The sequence below is a fragment of the Arthrobacter sp. Y3224198 genome (assembly GCF_059090025.1).
This window is the reverse complement of sequence record NZ_JBNHFG010000070.1, coordinates 1-1,095: the sequence shown is the minus strand read 5'-3', so window position 1 is coordinate 1,095 and position 1,095 is coordinate 1. Positions and strand designations below refer to the sequence as shown.

Annotated in this window: 2 protein-coding genes; one reads left to right on the top strand and one right to left on the bottom strand. The window is 64.4% G+C overall.

Annotated features, from left to right (window positions below):
* Positions 1-12 precede the first annotated feature (12 nt).
* The gene (locus AC5RUF_RS16330) at positions 13-96 is read left to right on the top strand and encodes a hypothetical protein (RefSeq protein ID WP_494131028.1); all 84 of its coding nucleotides are present in this window, start codon (positions 13-15) and stop codon (positions 94-96) included.
* 53 nt (positions 97-149) lie between these two features.
* On the opposite strand, the gene AC5RUF_RS16325 is transcribed toward AC5RUF_RS16330, so the two are convergent.
* Positions 150-929, bottom strand: coding sequence for a glycosyltransferase (locus AC5RUF_RS16325; protein ID WP_494131291.1), 780 nt, complete (start codon positions 927-929; stop codon positions 150-152).
* Between the last annotated feature and the right edge of the window lie 166 nt (positions 930-1,095).

The following is a 1,095-nucleotide window of genomic DNA, read 5'->3' as shown; positions in this document are numbered from 1 at the left end:
ATTATTGCGCTGGTGAAGCAGACGTTGTCGCAGAATGACGAGACGGCTGCGGGTGCGGGTGCGCGGGCGAAGTCCGCCGTCGCCAACATCGGCTAGGCGCGGTCACTGCATCGCTGCGATAAGCGGCGCCGGCAACCTGCCGGCGCCGCTTAACCGGCCCTACCTGTCCTGGTCTGGGAGCCCCTTCGCGTCCTTCGGACAGCGACCAGGAACGCGCGCAGCAGCATCAACCTGGCGGCGAGGATTGTCCGCAGGGAGCGCCAGTGCTTGGGGGAGGTGTTGGCTTCATGCAGGCGGCGCCGCAGCGTGTCCTCCTCGAGGTGGCGCATCCGTCCGAGCAGATTGGCCACCATCGCTATCCACTGGTCGTGTGTTTCGGTGAGGAACACCGGAAACGGGAGGATCAGGGGAAGGACGCTGCGCCGCATGGCCATGGAGCAGCCGTAGTAGGGCCGGTAGCCTACCCACAGGGCGAACAGGTTGGCCCACCGCCGTCCGCTGTCCGCGGACCGCAGGCGGAGCGATTCAATGGCCCGGGGCCGCTGTCCGAAGAAACTGAAGTTGCTCGCTACCACGTCCGCATCCTGCAGCGCAGCCACCATTCGCTGCACCCGGCCCGGGACCCAGAGGTCGTCCTGGTCAGCCAGGAAGAGATACTCGCCCCGGCTGTGGCCCAGCGCTGCCTCGAAGGTCCTCACGTAGCCACGGTTGACGGGGGAGGGAATGAGCCGGATCCGGGAGTCCCCGACGCCGGCCACCAGCTCGCGGGTCTTATCGGTGGACGCATCGTCCACCACCACCAGCTCGTCGTCGGGACCAAGCTCGGACAGGATCGACTCGACCTGCTCACAGATGTGTTCGGCACCGTTGTAGGCCGCCATGCAGACGCTAACGCGGGTTGCTTCGGCGTTTATCGGGTCCGGATCCACCTTCGCCCCTCGACTGGATAAGGAAGCTGACCCGGTCAATTGAACCTGTCCGGTGTGGTTTGCGCTATGGGGGATGGGTAGTTCTGCCCATGTGTTTTCCTTGACCGGTTTTGTTTTGGTGGGTTTGATGGGGGTTACCGGCAACGGAAATGGATTTGCCTTTGTG